At 52.8% G+C, this 14,704-nt stretch carries 13 protein-coding genes; 2 read left to right on the top strand and 11 right to left on the bottom strand.

Annotation, left to right across the window (positions count from 1 at the left end):
• The first annotated feature begins 372 nt into the window (after positions 1-372).
• Entirely contained in the window at positions 373-1,632 is a 1,260-nt protein-coding gene (locus L466_RS12245; protein WP_025203835.1) for a dicarboxylate/amino acid:cation symporter, read from the top strand.
• A 189-nt stretch (positions 1,633-1,821) separates the two neighbouring features.
• Here the strand turns inward: L466_RS12245 and cheW are convergent, their stop codons facing one another.
• The 6 genes from cheW to flhD form a co-directional block, all read right to left on the bottom strand.
• The gene (gene cheW / locus L466_RS12250; protein WP_014170674.1) at positions 1,822-2,325 is read right to left on the bottom strand and encodes a chemotaxis protein CheW; all 504 of its coding nucleotides are present in this window, start codon (positions 2,323-2,325) and stop codon (positions 1,822-1,824) included.
• Positions 2,326-2,344: 19 nt separating this feature from the next.
• Positions 2,345-4,378, bottom strand: a complete 2,034-nt coding sequence (gene cheA / locus L466_RS12255; RefSeq protein ID WP_032680762.1) for a chemotaxis protein CheA — start codon at positions 4,376-4,378, stop codon at positions 2,345-2,347.
• 4 nt (positions 4,379-4,382) lie between these two features.
• On the bottom strand, positions 4,383-5,312 hold the full coding sequence (gene motB, locus L466_RS12260) for a flagellar motor protein MotB (RefSeq protein ID WP_014170676.1): 930 nt from the start codon (positions 5,310-5,312) through the stop codon (positions 4,383-4,385).
• Complete coding sequence (gene motA / locus L466_RS12265; protein ID WP_008500417.1) at positions 5,309-6,196, bottom strand: flagellar motor stator protein MotA; 888 nt, start codon at positions 6,194-6,196, stop codon at positions 5,309-5,311. The genes motB and motA overlap by 4 nt, the downstream gene beginning before the upstream one ends.
• 123 nt (positions 6,197-6,319) lie before the next feature.
• Entirely contained in the window at positions 6,320-6,898 is a 579-nt protein-coding gene (gene flhC, locus L466_RS12270; protein ID WP_014170677.1) for a flagellar transcriptional regulator FlhC, read from the bottom strand.
• Positions 6,899-6,900: 2 nt separating this feature from the next.
• Positions 6,901-7,251, bottom strand: a complete 351-nt coding sequence (gene flhD / locus L466_RS12275; protein ID WP_020883374.1) for a flagellar transcriptional regulator FlhD — start codon at positions 7,249-7,251, stop codon at positions 6,901-6,903.
• A 796-nt stretch (positions 7,252-8,047) separates the two neighbouring features.
• Between flhD and uspC the strand changes: the two genes are divergently transcribed.
• Positions 8,048-8,476 (top strand): universal stress protein UspC, encoded by a 429-nt coding sequence (uspC, locus tag L466_RS12280; RefSeq protein ID WP_032680761.1) that lies wholly within the window; start codon positions 8,048-8,050, stop codon positions 8,474-8,476.
• A 15-nt stretch (positions 8,477-8,491) separates the two neighbouring features.
• Here uspC and otsA read toward each other — a convergent pair whose 3' ends face one another.
• The 5 genes from otsA to araF all read right to left on the bottom strand — a co-directional run bounded on the left by otsA (position 8,492) and on the right by araF (position 14,441).
• Positions 8,492-9,916 carry an alpha,alpha-trehalose-phosphate synthase gene (otsA, locus tag L466_RS12285; protein WP_014170680.1) on the bottom strand — a complete coding sequence of 475 codons (1,425 nt, stop codon included), beginning with the start codon at positions 9,914-9,916 and terminating at the stop codon, positions 8,492-8,494.
• Positions 9,891-10,694 (bottom strand): trehalose-phosphatase, encoded by an 804-nt coding sequence (gene otsB, locus L466_RS12290; protein WP_014170681.1) that lies wholly within the window; start codon positions 10,692-10,694, stop codon positions 9,891-9,893. The genes otsA and otsB overlap by 26 nt, the downstream gene beginning before the upstream one ends.
• 176 nt (positions 10,695-10,870) lie before the next feature.
• Positions 10,871-11,851, bottom strand: a complete 981-nt coding sequence (araH, locus tag L466_RS12295) for an arabinose ABC transporter permease AraH (protein WP_014884358.1) — start codon at positions 11,849-11,851, stop codon at positions 10,871-10,873.
• Between the two features lie 14 nt (positions 11,852-11,865).
• Entirely contained in the window at positions 11,866-13,380 is a 1,515-nt protein-coding gene (gene araG, locus L466_RS12300; protein ID WP_020883372.1) for an L-arabinose ABC transporter ATP-binding protein AraG, read from the bottom strand.
• Between the two features lie 71 nt (positions 13,381-13,451).
• Entirely contained in the window at positions 13,452-14,441 is a 990-nt protein-coding gene (gene araF, locus L466_RS12305; protein ID WP_020883371.1) for an arabinose ABC transporter substrate-binding protein AraF, read from the bottom strand.
• Positions 14,442-14,704 lie beyond the last annotated feature (263 nt).

Below are 14,704 nucleotides of genomic sequence, written 5' to 3'. Positions count from 1 at the left end.
GATGTTAGCCCCACTTAACGTTCCTCTTCCGGGGGTTATTGAGAATTTAGTTTATGGATACCGCTTCGACCACCCGCGCCGTGGAGGGCAAGACTAATGGCTTATTGACTGAATATTTATTTATAAAACAGGATGTTAATACTTTGTAAATGCCTTATTTCTCGTATACGCAGAGGATATATCCATTGAAATGTGATCTGCATCACAATATATCGTCGAGGCGTTAACAACAAAATTAATAAAAATTAAAAACTAGTTGTATCTCCCTCCGCTTTACTTCAATTTATGTGCCGAATAATTTCCTGCGTCGTAATAAAAAATCTATATACATCGGCGCAGACGGCAACCAAAGCGCATAGAGGGTCTTTTTTCGTGGCAAGTGCAAACAAACTCACACTCTTCATCGTGATATTCATGCTGGCGGGTATTCTTTCAGGGGCGGCGATTCATGAGTATGCCTCTGCGGATGCCATCAAAGCATGGTCGGATAACATCACGCTGCTGACCGATATTTTCCTGCGTCTGATTAAAATGGTTATTGCACCACTGGTCTTCAGCACGCTGACCGTGGGCATTATGAAACTGGGTGAAACCTCCACCATTGGTCGCGTGGGCGGCAAAGCGATGGTGTGGTTTATTAGCTCATCCGTGCTTTCCATTCTGGTGGGACTGTTTATCGTCACGCTGGAGCGTCCGGGCAGCGGCCTGAACCTGGCTATCCCGAAAGAGGCGGTAGACACCGGCCTTGCGGTGGGAGGGATGACGCTGAAAGCGTTCTTGTCCCATACCATTCCGACCAGTATCGCCGGTGCGATGGCGAACAATGAAATCCTGCAGATTGTGGTCTTCTCTATGTTCTTCGGCATCGCCGGCGCGTCGCTGGGGCAAAAATTCAATGCCCCGCTGGTGGCCGCGCTGGATGTGGTCTCCCATATCATGCTGAAGGTGACGGGTTACGTGATGTACGTCGCCCCGCTGGCCATTTTCGCCGCCATCTCATCTGTGATTGCCACTCAGGGTCTGGGCATTCTGCTGAACTATGCCTCCTTTATTGGCGGCTACTACGTGGCAATCCTTCTCACCTGCATGGTGCTGCTGGCCGTCGGCTATATGGTGCTGAAGAAAGAGGTGTTCCGCCTGGTCAGCATGCTGAAGGACCCGGTGCTGGTGGCGTTTACCACCAGCAGTTCAGAAGCGGCGTATCCAAAAACGCTGGAGCAGCTTGAGCGTTTTGGTTGCTCGCGCAATATCGCCTCTTTCGTTCTGCCGATCGGTTACTCCTTTAACCTGGTGGGCTCTATGGTGTATTGCTCTTTCGCCTCGATGTTTATCGCCCAGGCGTACAATATTCACCTGAGCTTCACCGAAGTGACCGTGCTGATGCTGACGCTGATGCTGGCTTCAAAAGGGATTGCGGGGGTGCCTCGTTCGTCGCTGGTGGTGCTGGCGGCAACCATCCCGAGTTTCAATATTCCGGTGGCGGGTATTTTGCTGCTGATGGGGATCGATCATTTCCTGGATATGGGACGTTCAGCGATTAACGTGCTGGGTAACGGTATTGCGACTGCGATGCTGTCGCAAAATGAAGGGGCGCGTGAAGCGGAGACTGAGCTGGTAGAGCAGGAAGCGTAACGGGTTGGCGGAATGGTTTCGTTCACCTTAAGACCAGCAGAAAATACCATGTCTGCAGTAGTCGAATAAGATAAGGGGGCTGCAATAGCCCCCTTAATACGTTCACCGCAGCGGGCGAATCAGATAACCGAAATGCCCGACTGAACGAAACGGTTCCACGAAAGCCTCACAGAACCGTTTAGAGAAACATTACGCCACGTGATTCGCCGCGATATCCAGCAGCGCCATCTCATCACTGTTCAGCAGCTTCTCAATATTCACCAGAATCAGCATACGCTCACCCAGCGCTCCCAGCCCGGTCAGATACTCGGTAGACAGCGTGACCGCAAACTCCGGCGCCGGACGGATTTGATCGGACGTCAGAGACAGCACATCAGATACGCCATCCACCACGATCCCAACCACGCGCTGCCCCAGATTCAGGACAATCACCACGGTGTTCTCGTTATAGTCTACGTCGCCCTGGCTGAACTTCACGCGCAGGTCAACGATAGGCACAATCACGCCGCGCAGGTTGGTGACACCTTTAATAAAGGCAGGCGTATTCGCGATGCGGGTAACCTGGTCGTAACCACGAATTTCCTGCACTTTCAGGATATCGATGCCGTACTCCTCATCGCCTAAAGTGAATACCAGGAATTCCTGCCCTGATGGCTCGCCCGCCAGTTTCGTTACATTACTCATACCGGTCATGTTATTACCTTCTACTTAATCAGGCGGCTGTGTACGCCACACGTTGTTCACGATTTAATCCCTGAAGCGCCGACACATCAACGATCAGCGCCACGCTACCGTCACCCAGAATAGTGGCGGCAGAAATACCTGGCACTTTGCGGTAGTTGCTTTCGAGGTTCTTCACGACCACCTGGTGCTGGCCAATCAGCTGATCAACCAGCAGCGCGTAGCGGCGACCCGCACTTTGCAGGATCACCACGATCCCCTGCGTGGCCTCGGTTTTCGCGCCATCCACTTCGAACACTTTCCACAATTCGACCAGCGGCAGGTACTCACCGCGCACTTCAAGAACGCGCTCGCCACCCGCCAGCGGATGCAGATCTTCTTCACGCGGCTGCAGCGATTCCATCACTGCGTTCAGCGGCAGAATAAAGACTTCGTCCGCCACTTTCACCGACATGCCGTCGAGGATTGCCAGCGTCAGCGGCAGCAGGATACGAATGGTGGTGCCGGAACCTTGCTTAGACTTGATCTCAACGTGGCCGCCCATCTCCTGAATGTTACGCTTCACCACGTCCATTCCCACGCCGCGTCCGGAAACGTCCGTCACCTGCTCTGCGGTCGAGAAGCCTGGCGCGAAGATCAGCATGCCCACTTCTTCGTCAGTCATGTTTTCGTTGGCCGCCATTCCCTGCGAAATGGCTTTCGCCAGAATGCGCTCACGGTTCAGGCCCGCACCGTCATCGGTCACTTCGATGCAGATGTTCCCGCCCTGGTGTTCGGCGGAGAGGATCAGATTCCCGACCGGGGATTTTCCGGCGGCAATGCGGTTTTCCGGCAGTTCGATACCGTGGTCGAGGCTGTTACGCACCAGGTGCGTTAACGGGTCGATAATGCGTTCGATCAGGCTTTTATCCAGTTCGGTGGAGCTGCCCATCAGCGTCAGTTCAATCTGTTTATTCAGTTTGCTGGCCAGGTCACGCACCAGACGCGGGAAGCGGCTGAAGACATATTCCATCGGCATCATACGAATGGACATCACCGATTCCTGCAGGTCGCGGGCATTACGTTGCAACTGCCCCATGCTGGTAATCAGATCGCCGTGGGTCACCGGATCCAGTTCGTTAGACCGCTGTGCCAGCATCGACTGGGTAATCACCAGTTCACCCACCAGGTTAATCAGCTGGTCAACTTTCTCGACGGCGACACGGATGCTGGTGGATTCACTGGAACGCGCGGCCGGTTTGTCACCACGGCCTGGCGCGGCAGCATCTTTTGGCACCGCTTTCAATACCGGCGCCGCAGGCACAACGGCAGGCGCGGCCGCCTGAGGAACAACCGCCACCTCTTCCACTGCCGCTGGCACGTCAACCGCCGCCGTTTCGGTTTCAAACGCGATCTGGTCGGCTTCGATAACAAAGCACAGGACCGCCACGATATCGTCCTGGCTGATCCCCTCTTCCAGCGTCGCACTCAGGCTGTCTTTGCCTTTCACCACGTTGCTTAATTTCGCCAGGTTACTCAGCTCTTCTTCAAGCAGGTCAACTTCGTTCTCTTTGAGGCGAGACAGCACCACGCGCACTTTACTCGCAGCGGCGGCCGGGGCCGCCTCTTGTGCGGTAACGGCATCGACAACGCTCAGTTTGGCTGCCGGAACAACGGCTGCGGCTGCGTCACCTTTGGCTTCCAGCGCGAGCTGGCGCAGCGCATTGCAGATGTATTCAAAGCTGGCGGCATCAGGCTCTGCCGAGCTTTTATAGGCGTCGAGCTGTTCCTGCATAATATCTTTGGTTTCCAAAAACAGGTTGATAATGTCGGTATTGAGCTGCATCTCACCGCGTCGTGCTTCATCCAGCAGGTTTTCCATTAAATGGGTCGTTTCCTGCAGGATGGTAAATCCAAACGTTCCGGCTCCGCCTTTAATCGAGTGCGCCGCACGGAAGATGGCATTGAGCTGCTCGGAGTCCGGTGCTTCAGGCACCAAATCCAGCAAGTGTTGCTCCATATCGGCCAACAATTCGTCGGCTTCATCAAAGAATGTCTGGTAAAAATCGCTAATATCCATGCTCACGCTATCACCTCGGATTGGCTGGTGGCGATGTTGGAACGGCAGCCGAAGGAACGGCCCCAGGCTGTTTTAAATCGTCCAGTGACTCATTCTGACTTTCGGCGTTTTCGTGCAGGATGGCCTGCTCCGCCTGCTGGTTCAGCACTAAAAGACTGATACGACGGTTGATGGCGTCATCCGGCCCGCGGTCAGTGACTCGCATGGTTGATGCCATGCCGACCACGCGCAGTACCTTGCCATCATCAAGCCCACCTGCCACCAGCTCGCGACGCGAGGCGTTGGCACGATCGGCAGAAAGCTCCCAGTTGCTGTATCCCTTCTCACCCGTGGCGTACGGGAAGTCATCCGTGTGTCCAGACAGGCTGATACGGTTAGGAATACCGTTCAGCACTGGCGCAATGCCGCGCAAAATGTCGCGCATGTATGGCTCAACTTCCGCGCTGCCCGTTTTGAACATCGGGCGGTTCTGGCTATCAATAATCTGTATACGTAAACCTTCCTGCACCAGATCGATCTTCAGGTGTGGTCGCAGGGCACGCAGTTTAGGATCCGCCTCAATCAGCTGATCGAGATCGCCGCGCAGTTTCTTCAGGCGCGCTTGCTCCATACGTTTTTTCAGCTCGTCGATGTTCGGCTCTTTCTTCACCTCACCCTTCTGCTGGGTGTAATCATCGCCGCCGCCAGGGATCGGGCTGTCGCTGTTAGAGATTCGCTGCCCACCGGTCACGGCGGTCGCCAGCGGCGTTCGGAAATACTCGGCAATCTGGATCAACTCTTTCGGGCTGGAGATGGAGATGAGCCACATCACCAGAAAGAATGCCATCATTGCGGTCATAAAATCGGCGTACGCGATTTTCCAGGAGCCATGCGCGCCGTGCCCATGCCCCTTGTGCTTGCGTTTTTTTACGATGACGATCGGATGGGACTGATTTTTCATGCGTCCTCAGTTGTCGTCTGTTGGTTTGGGTTTTTCACCGCACGCACGTGTTCTTCAAGCTCGATAAACGACGGGCGCTCGCTGGAATAAAGCGTTTTACGGCCGAATTCAACTGCGATAGGTGGCGCATAACCGTTGAGGTTAGAGAGCAGCGTGATCTTCACGCACTGCATCATTTTGGTCGTTTCCGCGCTCTTCTGACGCAGAACGCTGGCCAGCGGAGAGATAAAACCATACGCCAGCAAAATACCGAGGAAGGTGCCCACCATCGCATGCGCAATCAGCGCGCCGAGCTCTGCCGCAGGACGATCCGCCGAGGCCAGCGCGTGTACCACGCCCATCACCGCCGCGACGATACCGAACGCAGGGAGGGAATCACCCACCAGCGCCAGGCTGTTTGCCGGCACTTCGGATTCGCTTTCGTGCGTTTCAATCTCTTCGTCCATCAGCGCTTCGATTTCGAAGGTGTTCATGTTGCCGCTGATGATCAGTCGCAGGTAATCGACGATGAAATCCAGCATCATTGCGTCAGCGAGAATACGCGGGTAGCTGGCAAAAATTTCGCTCTCTTTCGGGTTTTCAATATCCCGCTCAAGCGAGAACATGCCCTGCTGACGCGACTTCGCCATCAGACGATAGAGCAGCGCAAGCAGATCCATATACATGCTTTTGGTGTATTTAGAGCGACGGAACAGCAGTGGAATAGCTTTCAGCGTGCCCTTGATCGATTTACCGTTATTACCAACGATAAAAGCCCCTACCCCTGCGCCGCCGATGATAATAAGTTCAGCCGGTTGATAGAGTGCTCCAAGGTGCCCGCCGGTCATCATGTAACCGCCGAAAACTGTACCGAGAACTACCAGGTAACCTAATAAGATAAGCACGACATCATCCTTCCGCTAGTGACTATGGCAAGGATGTTCAGCTCGCAGCGTTTACCGTTTGCGGGGTAAAAAAAAGCAGCGGTAATTGCTTACCGCTGCTGGAATCTTGCCCACACGTTCGGGTTAAACAGCTTGTTCGATCTGTTCATCCAGCAGTTGTGGAATAATATCGGCAGCTTCCCGGGAAAGTTTACGTCTTTTTACTGCTCGGGATGGAGGCTGGCATAAACTACAGGCGAAGCTGCCTGCAGGCTGATGCGCATGGGTAATAAAATTGCCATCGCAGCAGTTACAGCGCGACAGCTCAAGCATTCCGCTTTCAACAAAACGCACCAGCGTCCATGCGCGGGTGAGCGCCAGCAAAGGACCCTCGTCCTGCTGCGGGCATTGTTCAAGGTAAAGTTTATACGCTTTGATCACGGCATCAACGCCGCTACACAAACCGGTTTTGAGAAGATACTGCCAGGCATTACAGAACATGGAGGCATGAATGTTCTGTTCCCAGGTCATAAACCAGTCCGTTGAAAACGGCAGCATTCCTTTCGGCGGGGGACTACCACGTAACTCTTTATACAATTTGATGAGGCGACCACGACTCAGCTGAGTCTCGCTTTCCAGCATTTGTAAACGAGCACCGAGCGTAATCAGCTCCATTGCTAACTGTATGTCACGCGCTTCCTGAACAATGCTTTTCTCGCTCATTGCTAGGCCCTTTTCTTACGGGCTGCGTCATCAGGCTGGCTGATTTCGGTAAGCAAGCGAGTGGAAAGAAGAATACCGGTATGGATCTGTTGAAGATCGTCAACACGGGAATCCTGCGTCAGACGCGTGATAGTCTGAGGATTGTCAAAACGGAACTGGCAAACCAGTTGGTTTGTTTCCGCCAGTTTAACCATTTGAGGAAGGGTTAACCCACCCAGCATGGTTGCCATTTCTTCATTAATACCCAGACGAAACATCGCGGACGCCTTGTCCTGACTAATCAAACGCTGCGCGAGCAGTAAATACGACAAATTGATGTCATAGATATGTTTTAGCAACTCGGATGTATGCATTGTTCCCATCCCGAATAACCAACTATTATTTTTATGCGGAAAGACCGCACCCCGTGATGTCGCCGGGAAATCACCCGGTATAAAAAAGAAAAGGCTAAATGCATAGTCGAATTTAGGTTTGTATTCATTGAAACGCGCAACAGCTGAAACGCGGTTACGTCTCTTACACGTTTTATCATTTCTTACAAATAACTAAGATTTTTCCTAATTCGACGCAAACTCTACTCGTCAGTTTTGACACATACAATGCAGCCACCCCCAAATTTAAAAAAAATGTGATCTACGTCACACAATTTAAGTGAATATCTCCCATAAATCCATCAGTATGACTTGTAAATTGGTTATTTTTTGAACGATCGACACTGTTTTCTATTCTTTATGGGCGAATACTCATGCAGGAGTATGAGCAGAAGTGGCATGACATGTGCTGTTCGAAACGTGTCAGCGACCGAATGCGCGTTACACCGAATCCATCGTAAGGTCACATTTTCATTACCTATAAAAAACATGTAGTTATGCAAAACGCCCATAACAATTGTTTCACATGGTAATCATTAGAAATGTGTTTATAACGCGTTAAAACGATTTAACACCGGAAACGTAAAAAAGTGTGATTCAGGTTAAGTTGTTAATTTTTTTCATTTAGGCACGTTTTCCCGTTATTCTTCTTATAAGAATAATTAATGAATAATTATGATTAGCTTCACACTTATGTCGTATTCACCTCTTGCAGATCCGGTGAAATCGCGGTAATGGTGACTAAGACGCTGTCTTTCAGACACCTAAGGAGTGCGTTATGAGTTACTCCCATCTTCTTGTTTCTGTTGCGGTTTCGCCAGAAAGCTATGAACTCATCGCCCGGGCAGTTTCCATTGCCAGACCGCATAATGCCCGTATCAGCCTGATCACCCTCGCGGCCGAGCCTGAGATGTATAATCAACTGGCTGCCCCCATGCTGGAAGATATTCGTGAGGTATTACAGGAAGAAACGCAGCAATTTATGCGAGAGCTGGTAGAAAAGGCGCAATATCCTATTTATGACACCATTATTGCGACAGGGGAGCTTAATGCGCATATTCTCAGCATATGCAGTAAGCAGAATATTGATTTAGTAATATGCGGGAATCATAACCACAGCTTTTTTTCTCGCGCAGCCTGTGCGGCGAAATCGATTGTGGCGTCAAGCCAGGTGGATGTGTTGTTAGTGCCTCTTGGGGGTCGTTAAACCCCCAGAGGAAAATCAGGCGAGTTTAGGGAATGTCGCGATCTTTTTTTGCAGGTGGCCTTCATTACTCTGCGGGGCAATATCACGAAGATCGCGAATAAAACGCGCCTGCCAGTGGTTAATATCGTTCTTACGGATCGTTTCCATCATCTCGGCATGGCGGGAAATACGCTCCGTGAGCGGCATCGTCAGCGCACGGTTGAGGGCATTCGCCACGTCGTCACGATCGTAAGGGTTGACGATAAGCGCAGACGTCAATTCATTGGCGGCCCCGGCAAACTGGGAAAGCACCAGCACACCCGGATCGGCGGGGTCCTGGGCGGCGACGTACTCTTTCGCGACCAGGTTCATCCCGTCCCGCAATGGCGTAACCAGCCCGACATCCGCATAGCGGAACACTTTCATCAGGATCTTACGGTCAAAGTGTTGATTGAGATAAAAGAGCGGCGTCCAGCCCAACTGACCGTAGCGGCCATTAATGCGCCCTGCTTCCGTCTCCAGCTGGTGACGAATATCCTGATAAGCCTGCACTTCACCGCGCGAGGTGGGCGCTATCTGCGTATAGCGGATTTTACCGTGATGCTGCGGGTACTTCTCCAGCAACGTTTCATACGCCAGGAAACGTTCCGGCAGCCCTTTGGAATAATCAAGACGTTCCACCGAGAAGATATTCTTCACGTGCTTGAGTTCATTCTTAAGCTGCGCCAGTTTGGGCGGCAGCGGACCGGAAGCCTGCTCGGCAATCTCTTCAGGTTCAATACCGATGGGATACACTTCTGTGTGGAATGTCTTGCCCCAGGCCGTATGGGTTTTCCCCCCTTTGGTCACCACTCGCGTTTTGCCGGACACAGAATCAAGGAACGCAAGTCGGTCATTCTCGGTCTGGAAGCCCAGCAGATCGTAGTCACACAGCGCATCCAGCAACTCTTCATGCGGCGGCAGCGCGGTAAAGATTTCCGGCGTCGGGAACGGAATATGCAGGAAAAAACCAATCCGGTTATTCACTCCCCTTTTACGCAACTCTCTGGCGAAGGGCAGCAGGTGATAATCGTGGATCCATAAAATATCGTCTTCCTCGATTAAAGGCAGCAGTTTATCCGCCAGCAGCGAATTCACCCGCGTGTAGCCTTCAAAGGACTCGCGCTGGAATTTAACCAGATCCAGACGATAGTGAAACGCTGGCCACAGCACAGCATTGGAGAACTGCGAGTAATACTCGTCATAATCTTTTTCGTTTAACGCAAACGACGCCCACGTAATATTTCCGCGCGTCACTTTCTTGAGCGGTTTCTGTTCTTCACTGATTTCACCATTCCAGCCAAACCACAGCCCACCGGCGGCTTTTAAGGCACCTAATACCCCAACCGCCAGGCCACCTGCACTGGATTTTTTATCATCAGGCGGTGCAATTCGGTTAGAGACGACGACTAAGCGACCCATAATGGTTTCCCCCTTTGTTTTGCGCTATTTGTTGTTGTTGCTGGTTAGCGATGTCAGATATCCACTGCCAGACGCTGGCGACATCCGCCAGACGCCATTCGGCGACAGTCTCACCAGGCCCGACCTTGATGGCGATCCCTCCGGCCTGATTCACCACACGAAACCCTGCCTCATCGGTCAGGTCATCCCCAATAAAAACGGGCGTCCTGCCGTTAAAAGGCGGTGTCGCCATAAACGCAGCAATCGCCGCGCCTTTATTGATCCCTTTAGGTTTAAGCTCCACCACGCATTTACCCGGCTGCAGCGCCAGCTCCGGATGTGCATTTGCTATAGCGGTCGCAAGCGCAAGCACAGCCGCTTCGTGCTGCGGCGCCTGGCGATAATGCAGGGCAAAGGCCATCCCTTTGGCTTCAAGCTCCGTACCGGGCAGTTCTGCCAGCGCAGACGAGAGTTGTACCTGTAGCGCCTGGATTAATGCGTCGGGGAGTGAAACGATATGCGTTTGATCATGGATGTCGCGGCGCTCCGCTCCGTGTACACCGGCCAGCGGAAAGCGATAAGGCCTGGCAAGCTGGTCCAGTTCGGCCATCGAGCGCCCTGATATCAATGCCACTGCTCCCTCAGTCATCTGCGAGAGCTGATGCAACTTCTGAAGAACCGTGGCGGGGATCGCCACCAGGTCAGGATGCGGCTTTATCTCGGCGAGCGTACCGTCGAGATCAAAAAAGAAAGCATAGTGTCCGGGCAGTACAGGCGGTGCAGTTAACAAGTCAGCCACCCTATTCCTCCTTACGGTTTACGAGAGGTAAACGCCTTTACCTCTTTCATAGCCATGTAAGTATAGACAGTGTGACGTCGCTCGCCATTTGACAACCGCCCCGCCAGCAAAACTGGCGAGGCGGTTCGGGGGTCAGCTAAGGTTATTAGTTGAGCAATATAAAGATAGGAAAAACCTCAGACGGTACGCTTCGCTTTTTGCTTGTAACGGTCGAATATCACCGCTGCCAGCAGGATCAGGCCACGAACGACGTACTGAGAGAACGGCGAAATATTGAGCAGGTTCATGGCGTTCTCTACCGTCCCCAGGATCAGGATACCGGCCACCACATATGAGATTTTTCCGATGCCGCCTTTCAGGGAAACGCCCCCCAAAACACAGGCTGAAATGACGATCAGCTCATAACCGATAGAGGTCATTGGCTGGCCACTGGTCATTCGCGACGCCAGAATAATCCCTGCGGCTGCAGAGACCAGCCCGGAAAGAACAAAGATAATAATCTTGGTACGCACCACCGGCACACCGGCCAGACGTGCGGCTTCTTCATTGCCCCCGATAGCCAGGGTATTACGGCCAAACGTGGTCCGGTTGAGCAGGAACCCGAACAGGATAAGACAGGCCACGGTCAGCCAGATTGGCGCTGGCAGCCCCAGCCAGTTAGCGTAACCGAGGGTAAAGAAGCGCTCGTCTTCAATCCCCACCGCTTTACCGTCAGAGATGATATAGGCAAGACCTCGCACAATTTGCATGGTCGCAAGCGTTGTGATCAGGGCGTTAATCTTCAGGCGAGCAATGACAAAGCCGTTCACCAGCCCGCTGAGCACGCCCAGTAACAGACCCGCCAGCACGCCAATCCACAGGCTCTCCGTCATGTTGATTACCACAGCCGTGGTAACGCCGGCACAGGCAATAACCGAGGCCACCGACAGGTCAAAATCGCCCGAGGCCAGACAGAACAGCATACCGCAGGCCACCATGCCGGACATGGAAATGGCCAGCCCCAGCCCTTTCATATTAATAAAGGTGGCAAAATTAGGAACGAAGATCGCACAGGCGACAAACAGGGCGGCAAAGACCACCAGCATGCCGTACTGATCCCAGATTCGGCCAAAACTGAACGCCGACTTTGGCGCTCCGGATGTAGTAACAGAGGACATCATTAACTCCTTACTCAGGCGACAGCCTGGCTGACTTTAGGCATGGCGAGATTCAACGCCTGTTGTTCATTCGCCTGTTCATGAAGCAATTCACCGGCAATTTCACCTTCACGCATGACGACAATGCGATCGGCGACGCCAAGCACTTCAGGCAGATCGCTGGAGGCGAAAAGCACCGCCACGCCGCGTTTTGCCAGTTCATAGATCACGTTATAAATCTCGTGTTTTGCCCCCACATCGATACCGCGCGTTGGTTCGTCCAGTAAAATGACCTTCATATCCTCCGACAGCCAGCGGCCCAGAATGGCCTTCTGCTGGTTGCCCCCGGAAAGATTCATGATCAGCTGTTCCGGTCCCGGCGTTTTGATATTCAGTGAACGAATGTGGTGATCGGCATTGCTCGATTCCCAGCTATCGTTGATCAGGCATCCTGCGCGGATAAATTTGCGACGGGCGGAGATATTGATGTTGTCACGCACCGAATGCACCGGAATAATCCCCTCCGCTTTGCGATCTTCCGGGCAGAGCATCATGCCTGCCTTAATCGCGTGGGCGGGCTTCTGAATATCCACCGCTGCGCCGTCAATAGACACCACGCCTTCGGTAATGCGCGTGCCGCCGAACAGCCCTTTCATTAATTCGCTACGCCCAGCGCCCACCAGGCCGAACAGCCCGACGATTTCACCGCTGCGTACCGATAACGAAACCGGCATGCGTACTCCCGGCGCTTTTACATTATCCAGTCGCAGGCGTTCAGGGCCGTACTCACGCGGTTTCCAGTGGTAAATGTCCCCCAGATCGCGTCCGACCATCGCCTGGACAAGCTGGTCATGGTTCACCTGCGCCATATCGCTAAAGGTGCGCACATAGCGGCCATCTTTAAACACGGTGATGGCGTCGCTCAGGGCAAATATCTCTTCCATACGGTGCGAAACATACAAAATCGTGCGGCCTTCCTGGCGTAACTCCCGGATCACGCGGAACAGGTTTTCGATTTCACGTGCGGATAGCGAACTGGTGGGTTCATCAAAGGCAATAATTCTGGCGTTACGCGCCAGGGCCTTGGCAATTTCAACCATCTGCCACTGGCCGATGGAGAGGTATTTCAGCGGCGTCTGAGGATCGACGTCCAGCCCAAGATGTTTAAGCTGCAGCCCTGCTTCATAATTAAGTAGCGAACGATTAACCACGCCGCTTTTGTGCGGGAGCTGTCCTAAATAGATGTTCTCAGCCACGGTCATCTCTGGGATCAGGTGCAGTTCCTGATAGATAATGGCCACCCCGGCATTAAGCGCCGCCGTGGTATCAGCAAAAGCCACCTCTTCGCCACGAATGGCCAGTGTGCCGGTCGTAGGGGAATAGTTGCCGCTGAGGATTTTCAACAGCGTGGATTTCCCCGCGCCGTTTTCACCCATCAGGGCATGAACCTGGCCGGCATAGCAGTCGAAACTGATATCGGTCAGCGCGTTAACACCGGGGAACGTTTTCCCGATGCCGCGAAATGAGAGATACGGATCAGACTGTCGCATAACGTCTCCGTGATTCCTGTAGTGTGTACGTCTGGCCCCTCATGGTGAATGAGGGGCGCAATCACAGCGTATTACTTACCGCCCAGTCCTTTTTTCGCCAGTTCCTCTTTGAAGTTGTCGCGGGTAATCAGCACCACGTCGGTCACTTCAGTAAATTTCGGCGGTTCAGCCCCTTTGGTCACCCAGTTGTAGAGCATTTCACTGGATTTGTAGCCGTGTACGTCCGGGCTTGGCAGCAGAGAGCCATAGAAGCCGGTCGCCTGCGCTTTGGACAGTTCGCTGACGGCGTCAACGCCGTTGATGCCGATACCGATAACATCGGGAGCTTTGAAGCCCTGACCTTCTGTCGCACGCACGCCACCCAGCACGGTGTTGTCGTTCATACCGACCACCAGCCAGTGTTTAACTTCCGGGTGTTGAACCAGCATTGAGTTCGCGGCGTCGAACGCGCCGGGGATATCGTTGGATTTGGTAGGAACTTTATAGATCTGTTTTTCCGGGAAGCCGGCGGCTTTCAGAGCGTCCATGGAACCGGTAGTACGACGACGTGCAGTATCCAGCTCATCAGCCGTGATGGCCATGACGCCCGTCTCTTTTACATCCCAGCCGCGCTTTTGCATCTCTTTATAGAGTTCCTGACCCTGGCGCTCACCAATTTTGGTCGCGGCCATCATTACCAGCGGCACGGTGTCCATTGGCTTGCCTTTGGCATTGACGAACTGATCGTCAACGGCAATAACCTTCATGTCGTAACCGCGCGCTTTAGCCGCAATTGCCGACCCCAGTTTTGGATCGGGTGTACAGATAACGAAACCTTTCGCACCGCTGGCCGCCAGGCTGTCGATGGCGTTCAGGGTTTTTTCACCGTCAGGCACGGCGATTTTAATGACGTCAAAACCTAAATCTTTTCCGGCTTTATCGGCGAATTTCCACTCAGTCTGGAACCACGGCTCTTCTGGCTGTTTTACCAAAAAACCGAGTTTTAAATTCTCTGCGATAGCGGATTGTGACATAACAGCAGCCAGACCAACGGCCGCCAGCGCTTTAGTAAATTTGTGCATGGTAAACTCCAGCTTTAGCATTCTTTTCTGTAGGGAATATTTGCGTGCTTCTTATTTAATCGGACTTAAAACAAGGCATTAGCGCTTACCTCGTCATAAGCGTTATTGCTGGTGATAGTTTTAGCGGGAAATTAATCATCCATAAGAGAGCGCCATCACACCGCAGAATTACAGTAATTGCGTACATAAATTCAGCGGAAAATGACATAAAAATGGCAGGAATTGTCGGACAAATGAAACGGGGTTAAGCAGAATTATCCATA

It is taken from the genome of Enterobacter sp. BIDMC 30 (genome assembly GCF_000534355.1).
GTDB lineage: Bacteria > Pseudomonadota > Gammaproteobacteria > Enterobacterales > Enterobacteriaceae > Enterobacter > Enterobacter ludwigii.
This window is presented reverse-complemented; position numbering and strand designations above follow the sequence as displayed.

Excerpts from the sequence above, each read along its gene's own strand:
- cheW (WP_014170674.1), bottom strand. The coding sequence starts at position 2,325 with ATGACCGGTATGAGTAATGTAACGAAACTGGCGGGCGAGCCATCAGGG.
- motB (WP_014170676.1), bottom strand. The coding sequence starts at position 5,312 with ATGAAAAATCAGTCCCATCCGATCGTCATCGTAAAAAAACGCAAGCAC.
- flhC (WP_014170677.1), bottom strand. The coding sequence starts at position 6,898 with ATGAGCGAGAAAAGCATTGTTCAGGAAGCGCGTGACATACAGTTAGCA.
- flhD (WP_020883374.1), bottom strand. The coding sequence starts at position 7,251 with ATGCATACATCCGAGTTGCTAAAACATATCTATGACATCAATTTGTCG.
- uspC (WP_032680761.1), top strand. The coding sequence starts at position 8,048 with ATGAGTTACTCCCATCTTCTTGTTTCTGTTGCGGTTTCGCCAGAAAGC.
- otsA (WP_014170680.1), bottom strand. The coding sequence starts at position 9,916 with ATGGGTCGCTTAGTCGTCGTCTCTAACCGAATTGCACCGCCTGATGAT.
- araH (WP_014884358.1), bottom strand. The coding sequence starts at position 11,851 with ATGTCCTCTGTTACTACATCCGGAGCGCCAAAGTCGGCGTTCAGTTTT.
- araG (WP_020883372.1), bottom strand. The coding sequence starts at position 13,380 with ATGCGACAGTCTGATCCGTATCTCTCATTTCGCGGCATCGGGAAAACG.
- araF (WP_020883371.1), bottom strand. The coding sequence starts at position 14,441 with ATGCACAAATTTACTAAAGCGCTGGCGGCCGTTGGTCTGGCTGCTGTT.